This is a genomic window from Nostoc sp. (assembly GCF_054880495.1).
The window spans coordinates 1-7,050 of record NZ_JBTYKD010000211.1 but is presented as its reverse complement, the minus strand read 5'-3'; the positions used below and the strand labels follow the sequence as shown (position 1 = coordinate 7,050).

Here is a 7,050-nt window from a genome sequence, read left to right as displayed (position 1 = left end):
AACGCACCATCCGAAGATTCTGGTGCGTTAGCCTACGCCATAACACACCCTACATATACTTAGATTTTTTCATAAATCAAATACTAGTCCTATAGGCATTCTATCAACAAGTATCTATTCTCTTGTTTCACTCAAGTTCATATTCATTTCAATTTGTCAATGGCTGTAACCAATAAATTCAAGTATGCTGAATTTATCAGGCTACTAGTGTAGATTCCACAGGAGATAGGTTTGTTCAATATCAACTTTTCTTTTTGTATCTGGTTAAAACAACGTTATACAGTCATTGGAGTTTTATTGCTTGCTATGTCTATTACAGCTTGCAATAACTCTGCTACATCACAACTAGCATCTGCCAATCGCCCAACGCTGGCAAATCTTTCGGACAGGTCTAATCCATCTTCTCCACCCGCCTCTGGCACACAAAATCCTGACAATAACCAGTCCCAAGAACAACAAGCAGTCCAACTCATTCATGATTATTACGATGCCATCGCTCGTCAAGACTATAAACAAGCTTACTTGGCTTGGGATGGAGATGGTACTGCCAGTAAGCAATCATTTGAGGAATTTCAGCAGGGTTTTGCTAACATCGTATCCATTGTTGAAGAAGTCGGAAAACCGGGTTCTTTAGAAGGGGCAGCAGGTTCGCTATATATTGAAATTCCCGTTACTGTTACGGATGTTAGTAGCAATGGAACTCCACAGCGTTTTCGTGGTAGCTATAAGCTGCGACGAGTCAATAACGTTCCTGGCTCAACTCCAAACCAACGTAGATGGCATATCTACTCGGACAATATTTCTCTTGAGCAGTAATTGGTTCTAGAAAAATCCTGAATCATCCTGAATGCTCTGTTACTTTCTTTTAAACGTCAACTCTCCCTAGTCAAAAATCAGATTTCTCTTTAACCGAACTGTATTGTGTTGACACCTCATCAAGGCAAATATCAATTAGATGCTGCGCCTCGTCTACCTAAGTCGCCCCAATTTCTTGAAAGAAGTCACTACCACCGAATGTCATTGTACCGAAACTGAGAACCGAAATCTTAAGACCGGACTTTCCTAAAAATCGCGTTTCCATCGCTGTTACTCCTTGAAGCCGTGCCTATTTGAAGCTCAAGTGAATATTTTCTCACAATAGAGAGTTTCTGTGGAACAGCTTATGACATCTTCTTAATCACCTCATCAGTCATCTGAATTTGGTTTTTTCCTATATTACGTTTGAGTAAAAAAATAGCTGCATCATGTGCTATCTGACCACCATCACTAAAGCAAGCATCCTCGATAACGACTGGTTCAATACCACGCTCAAAAGAGTCAATTGCTGTCTGGAAAATACAGCTATCAGTTTCAACTCCACAAAGATATATTTTGCTGATTTGATTAATCAAAATAAAACTCGAAAACTCTTCCGTAAATGCCGAGTAATAAGGTTTATCAAAAATATTATGTATATATGGATGAAGTTCATCAATAATGCTCTTAATGACAAAAGCCCAAGCGGAATTTGACCGACACGTAGTTCCGGCTTGTCCCGATCAATTAACTGCAAAAAAGCTGCATCTGCTTCTCCATCACGAGCCACTTAAGCCTTATATCTTTGGAGGAAAAGGCGTAGGTTCTCAAGGGGATGGCACTGCACAACTGATAGTTAAAAATCAAGAGAGTCAAAGAAAAGCTATCGAAATTATTAAGCGTGATTTTCCTCAAATGCAAGCGTTACAGTTAACTATTTCAAGACCACCAACTCCTATGATTGACTTAGTTGAGGATGAGTTGAATGGGAACAAACTTGAGAAATTGTGACAGGAGATAAAGAGAGATTAAGTTATTTCTATCGCTGTTTAATTATGAATGCTCTAAAACTGCTATTTCCTCTATTTCGGTTATGTGTTTTTTGAAGTTGTTAATAAAGTTTGCTTCTCCAGCCGAGTTTGTAAATCTACAATTAGATTCTCTCCATTTCGTCGCGCCTCCCATAAACCAGAGTAGTGAAAACCAATGTTCATTTAGCTCAACAACTACTTGACAGACGTTTTCCTGGTAAAGCTGTTTTGCACGTTTCGGCTTAAACAATCTACCATTGGCAGGAATATGGCGACTTGATTTATGGAACTGGGCAAGATGCGTTTGATACTCAGTGGGTTTGAGAGGTGGAATGGTTGAGGGGAGCGATCGCGTTTTAGGGTGCGATCTAGGGTGTTGACTTTGTAGGAAAATTGCTAATACCAATTTAATGTGAAGTTGCACTAAATGAGTAACTCTCTATTCTTGGCGCTCTTCTCTAACGAGACGCTGCGCGTTGGCGGAAGCCTCTCTAAGAGTTGGCGTACTTGGTTCACCAGCGCTGTAGGCGGGTTTCCCACCGGAAGCGACTGGTGAACCCGAAGGGCGGTTCGTTTAATATTCTATGCATCTTCATACAGAATTGGTATTAGATAACCATTTTTTGGTAAATGATTAATTATAGAGCGATGCCTACGCCTCTTATCCTCTAAGAAAACTCAGGAGCGATCGCTCTTTTCCTCGCTTGTATCTTGGTATGAAAAAGCCCGAAGCTAGCATCAGCTATTGTCCACGCTCGTGCTTCATACTTGCAAGCGATCGCACTTCCCTTCAAGAATGGTACTATCTCAGCATTCTGTCTAGGATAATTAAGAGTGAAAAACACAAAGCTAGAAAAGAAAAGTTTGTTCACAGTAATAGATGATGCCGAAGCGATAAAAATAAGTGGCAGTCTAAGCAGTCTTAAAATTAAATGTAGATTTAATGCAAAGCCTATATTTGATGCAAAGCCGTTTGATGCAAAGCGGTTTCCAAAAAAAGGTGTACTCACCGATGTTATACCTTCGACGATAGCCTAAATACTCATTCATCTCACAAAACGCGCGTTCACACGTTGCGATAAATGACCACTGAAACTGCTACAGCTTGTACCGGAGTGGGCGGTGCGAAGGCAACACGCAAGAGAAATGATTGACTACGGGTGTATGGCGTGCCAATAGTGCCCTTGTAGCGATCGCCCACAAGAATTTTCTTAGAGGAACTTGAGCAACAGAGCGTAGGCGCAGCCCGCTTTCGGCATCGCTCTTGTATTGAAAAACTGGACATCCCCTCAAAAATGGTGATGATTAATTTAATCTGCAATCTTTTTCTAAAATTTATGCGTTTAATCATCAGTCGTTTTCAGGCTTTGGCTATTGCCACTGGGCTAGTTGCTCTGTTGGGGTGTTCGCCAGCAGTAACCCAGATGCCAACACCGACAACAGAAAAACCATTACAGCCAACGCCGATTGTACCTACTAAATCCTCAATAAGCCCTCATTTGATGTTGGGGAATCCTAGCGGTGCAACTCCAACGAGCATTACTCCAGATAATTACCTAATGGTAAAAAACCAGTACGCAGTTTCCTACAATCAAACCAAAGGGACTGCCAACTGGGTAGCTTGGCAGTTAAATAAGTCATGGCTTGGCGATGCAGAACGCCAAAACAACTTTCGCCCTGATAATACTTTGCCTACGGGTTGGACGCGAATAACTCCCAGTGCTTACACAGGCTCAGGTTACGACCGAGGCCATATTGCACCATCGGGCGATCGCACCCGGACGGTAGACATTCGTGACAGGTTAAGACTAAATTACTTTTGTCAATTAGTAGTTACGCTGAAAAATCACTTAAATATAGGGTATTAAACTAACTTATGTACTAACTTTTTCGGACAATAATGAGTGATGCATTTAGAGATTAAGCGATCGCATCCCCAAAAATAATGTTTTTTACCCCTATTTTGGCAAAATTTTAAGCACTATTACTTATTGACAAATTGTTTAAAACTTTAACCTGTCAAGAATGGACGGTAGAGGATAATGCTGCCACTTTCCTGATGACCAACATGATGCCGCAGACACCCGATAACAATAGAAATACGTGGGGTAATCTAGAAGATTATTCCCGATATTTGGTAAGCCAGGGAAAAGAACTTTACATTGTTGCAAGCCCTTTTGGTAGCCTTGGCGAACCCCTCAAAGGTAAGGTGACGGTTCCTCAGACAACTTGGAAGATAGTTGTTGTACTAGACAACCCCGGCGCTGGGCTTGATGGTATTACTGCAAGCACCCGTGTCATCGCGGTGAACATCCCTAACCAGGAAGAATTAAATAATGATTGGAGAGCTTACAAAGTAAGTGTTGATGAATTAGAAAAACTCACAGGATATGATTTTCTCTCCTCAGTTTCGCCAAATATCCAAGAAGTTATTGAAAGCAAAGTAGATAATTTGTAAAAATGTCAAGTTTCAACAATTTTTGTAAAAATCCCCGCTAAATTTATTGTCGGGGTTTTACCAACTACATAAACATCAATCTCTTTGTTGCCGAGGCTATAATAAGTTGCGCCTTCTGGTTGCCATAACTCCTCCGGTTCAATGTTAGGGTCTTCTCGAAAGTCCAAGCAGCTGTCGCCGTCTACCCCATCAAGATGGACAGCACAGACGAGGTAAGGGTTATGGGCATATAGGAGACAGCGATCGCATATGAGAAGTTTTGCCATAGTATCAGTTTACTGCCTGTTTCAAGCGATCGCTTGTTGGTTCAACTGTATGGTTGTTTCGAGCATCACTAAGAAAAAGCGAATTGTTGGGTCACTAATCAACTACAGGTAATCCTGCCAGTGCCATTGCCACTTCTTCTGCACTATATTCAGTATCCACAAGCCGTCCAGCTTGATAATCGATATAAGCTTGCATATCAAAATGTCCATGACCGCAAAGATTAAACAGGATAGTTTTAGTAACATCTTCTTGTTTGCAGAGCAGAGCCTCGTCAATTGTTGCTTTAACAGCATGATTAGCTTCTGGTGCTGGTAAAATCCCTTCTGCGCGGGCAAAAGTTAATCCAGCAGCAAAGCAAGCGAGTTGGGATTCAGCACGCGATTCAACTAACCCCAAATTCACAATGTGGCTAACAAGCGGGGCCATGCCGTGATAGCGCAAGCCTCCAGCATGAATTCCTTCTGGCACAAACCCACTTCCCAAAGTATGCATCTTAGTAAGTGGAGTCAAGTGGGCAGTATCACCAAAATCCTAAGCATATTTTCCACGAGTCAATGATGGACAAGCAGCAGGTTCCACAGCTATTACTTGTACATCTCGTTCTCCTCGCAGTTTAGCACCGATAAATGGGAAAGCAATTCCGGCAAAGTTGCTACCGCCACCTGTGCAGCCAATAACAATATCAGGGTAATCTCCTGCCATTTCTAATTGAGTCAGTGCTTCTTGACCAATGACGGTTTGATGCAGCAGTACATGATTGAGAACACTACCTAAAGCATACTTAGTTTGTTCATCAGCAGCAGCTACTTCAACAGCTTCACTAATAGCAATCCCCAAACTGCCATTACTATTGGGATGTTGTGCAAGAATTTTACGTCCGGCTTGAGTTTGAGTACTTGGGCTAGCAACGACCCTCGCGCCGTAGGTTTCCATTAGAGCTCGGCGGTAAGGCTTTTGCTGATAGCTAACCTTTACCATATAAACTAAGACTTCTAAACCGAATAGCGCACCGGCAAAAGCTAGAGATGATCCCCACTGTCCGGCTCCCGTTTCAGTAGTTAGCTTTTTGACCCCAGCTTGTTTATTGTAGTATGCTTGGGCGACCGCAGTATTGGGTTTGTGGCTTCCAGAAGGGCTAACACCTTCATATTTGTACAGGACTTACGCAACTGTCACAAGCAATGGCGCGGTGTAGCCGCGCCGTGCGCCAAACAACTAGGCGATAAACATGGCAACATTCGGACGTTTTAGTTGCTGAACTAAATAATTTGATAACAATCCATGCTTAATTTGATAGATTGTTTGACCAGTTTTATAAGCTAAATCTTTGAGCCTAAGCCAAACTAAAATAGCGCAGGCAATATGATTTCTTTGAATACGACCCTTACGACATTGGCATGATTCAATGCCAGTCAATTGTTTTAATTCTCGGTGAAACTCCTCAACTTTCCATCGAACCTTACACACTTTTTGTACAACGTCCGTAGAATCTTGAGATAAATCGTTTGTAGCGATAAAATCCGTTTTGTCGGTGGAGACAATTACCCGGAACAGTTTCACTTTTTTAGCTTGAGGAAACTTTTTTATTTTAACTATTTTACCTGATTTCAACTCCTCTTCATTCCAAGATAACAATTCAATTTTTTGATAATCTTCTTCACCTGCTGTATCATCAACAAGTCGATTACGTTTCAGAGGACAATAATAATATTTTCCTAATCCATCAATATATAACATCAATTTATTTGTCGCATACCAAGTGTCCATCAAGACAGCTTTAAATGGTAAAACCTTATTATACACAAGGTTTTGCAGCATCTCCATCACATGGTCTATCTTTGTTTTTCCATCTCTATCTGGGTCATAAATGCGATAGTCAACTACCCAAAACTTTCCTAGTTCATGATTTACATATACACAATTTACTAGCCCAATCCCTTGAATTACACCATGCTCGTTGCCACTATATTGGCGTTTACTTGGCTCTATTTCAATAGCGTATCGTTTATCAATTACTGTGTCATCAAAAACCAAGTAGGCGTTATCATTTATTTCTATTAAATCTTTCACGTTATCCCAAAGAATCCGAGGTGTTAATTTTTCGTTCTTTAAATAACGGTTGATTTTATCATGACTGATCTGCTCTAAATGCTCTGCCAAATTTGTCAGCGTATAATTAATCTGGCTACTTAACAAGTACTGGCAATAGTTAAGTTTAGTAAATCTCATAAAGCTACAGGATTTATTTTATGCCTCCTCAGCTAATCTTCTCATGATTTGATGAATACTTAACACAGCCGATTACTGTTACTAATTTTAGCAATGTCCTCTGAGTACACCACCATCTTTTAGTACATAAATACTATAAAAATGCGATCGTACTGTGCCAGTTGCGTAAGTCCTGTGAGAGAAAACTAACAGAAGTAGCAGATATCGGGTGTATTCAAAAAAGTTTAGTTCAGCATTTCCAAGACATCAAAGATCCCAGAGTGGAGAGAA

The 7,050-nt window shown here is 40.9% G+C and carries 12 protein-coding genes and 1 pseudogene; 5 read left to right on the top strand and 8 right to left on the bottom strand.

Translation table 11 applies throughout. The annotated features are described in order from the left end of the window. The first annotated feature begins 231 nt into the window (after positions 1 to 231). Positions 232 to 816, top strand: coding sequence for a hypothetical protein (locus tag ACYTXL_RS19595; protein WP_461926201.1), 585 nt, complete (start codon positions 232 to 234; stop codon positions 814 to 816). 344 nt (positions 817 to 1,160) lie between these two features. On the opposite strand, the gene ACYTXL_RS19590 is transcribed toward ACYTXL_RS19595, so the two are convergent. After that, positions 1,161 to 1,445, bottom strand: coding sequence for an isochorismatase family protein (locus ACYTXL_RS19590; RefSeq protein WP_461926203.1), 285 nt, complete (start codon positions 1,443 to 1,445; stop codon positions 1,161 to 1,163). A gap of 31 nt (positions 1,446 to 1,476) precedes the next feature. On the opposite strand from ACYTXL_RS19590, the gene ACYTXL_RS19585 reads away from it, so the two are divergent. Next, complete coding sequence (locus ACYTXL_RS19585) at positions 1,477 to 1,806, top strand: hypothetical protein (RefSeq protein WP_461926200.1); 330 nt, start codon at positions 1,477 to 1,479, stop codon at positions 1,804 to 1,806. Positions 1,807 to 1,848: 42 nt separating this feature from the next. On the opposite strand, the gene ACYTXL_RS19580 is transcribed toward ACYTXL_RS19585, so the two are convergent. After that, positions 1,849 to 2,250, bottom strand: a complete 402-nt coding sequence (locus ACYTXL_RS19580) for a hypothetical protein (protein WP_461926199.1) — start codon at positions 2,248 to 2,250, stop codon at positions 1,849 to 1,851. 3 nt (positions 2,251 to 2,253) lie between these two features. On the opposite strand from ACYTXL_RS19580, the gene ACYTXL_RS19575 reads away from it, so the two are divergent. Continuing rightward, complete coding sequence (locus tag ACYTXL_RS19575) at positions 2,254 to 2,382, top strand: hypothetical protein (protein ID WP_461926198.1); 129 nt, start codon at positions 2,254 to 2,256, stop codon at positions 2,380 to 2,382. A 112-nt stretch (positions 2,383 to 2,494) separates the two neighbouring features. Here ACYTXL_RS19575 and ACYTXL_RS19570 read toward each other — a convergent pair whose 3' ends face one another. Next, entirely contained in the window at positions 2,495 to 2,836 is a 342-nt protein-coding gene (locus ACYTXL_RS19570; protein ID WP_461926197.1) for a hypothetical protein, read from the bottom strand. A 56-nt stretch (positions 2,837 to 2,892) separates the two neighbouring features. Further along, entirely contained in the window at positions 2,893 to 3,147 is a 255-nt protein-coding gene (locus ACYTXL_RS19565) for a hypothetical protein (protein WP_461926196.1), read from the bottom strand. Between the two features lie 16 nt (positions 3,148 to 3,163). On the opposite strand from ACYTXL_RS19565, the gene ACYTXL_RS19560 reads away from it, so the two are divergent. Next, on the top strand, positions 3,164 to 3,694 hold the full coding sequence (locus ACYTXL_RS19560) for a DNA/RNA non-specific endonuclease (protein ID WP_461926195.1): 531 nt from the start codon (positions 3,164 to 3,166) through the stop codon (positions 3,692 to 3,694). Between the two features lie 161 nt (positions 3,695 to 3,855). Beyond that, positions 3,856 to 4,284: pseudogene (locus tag ACYTXL_RS19555) on the top strand (DNA/RNA non-specific endonuclease); the annotation flags it as partial. A gap of 5 nt (positions 4,285 to 4,289) precedes the next feature. Here ACYTXL_RS19555 and ACYTXL_RS19550 read toward each other — a convergent pair. The 4 genes from ACYTXL_RS19550 to ACYTXL_RS19535 form a co-directional block, all read right to left on the bottom strand. Further along, the gene (locus tag ACYTXL_RS19550; RefSeq protein ID WP_461926194.1) at positions 4,290 to 4,550 is read right to left on the bottom strand and encodes a nuclease A inhibitor family protein; all 261 of its coding nucleotides are present in this window, start codon (positions 4,548 to 4,550) and stop codon (positions 4,290 to 4,292) included. Positions 4,551 to 4,644: 94 nt separating this feature from the next. Then, a complete protein-coding gene (locus tag ACYTXL_RS19545; protein ID WP_461926193.1) occupies positions 4,645 to 5,043 on the bottom strand; it encodes a hypothetical protein in 399 nt (132 codons plus the stop codon). A 39-nt stretch (positions 5,044 to 5,082) separates the two neighbouring features. Then, positions 5,083 to 5,709 (bottom strand): TrpB-like pyridoxal phosphate-dependent enzyme, encoded by a 627-nt coding sequence (locus tag ACYTXL_RS19540; RefSeq protein ID WP_461926202.1) that lies wholly within the window; start codon positions 5,707 to 5,709, stop codon positions 5,083 to 5,085. A gap of 57 nt (positions 5,710 to 5,766) precedes the next feature. After that, the gene (locus tag ACYTXL_RS19535) at positions 5,767 to 6,780 is read right to left on the bottom strand and encodes an IS701 family transposase (RefSeq protein ID WP_461926192.1); all 1,014 of its coding nucleotides are present in this window, start codon (positions 6,778 to 6,780) and stop codon (positions 5,767 to 5,769) included. Positions 6,781 to 7,050: the final 270 nt, after the last annotated feature.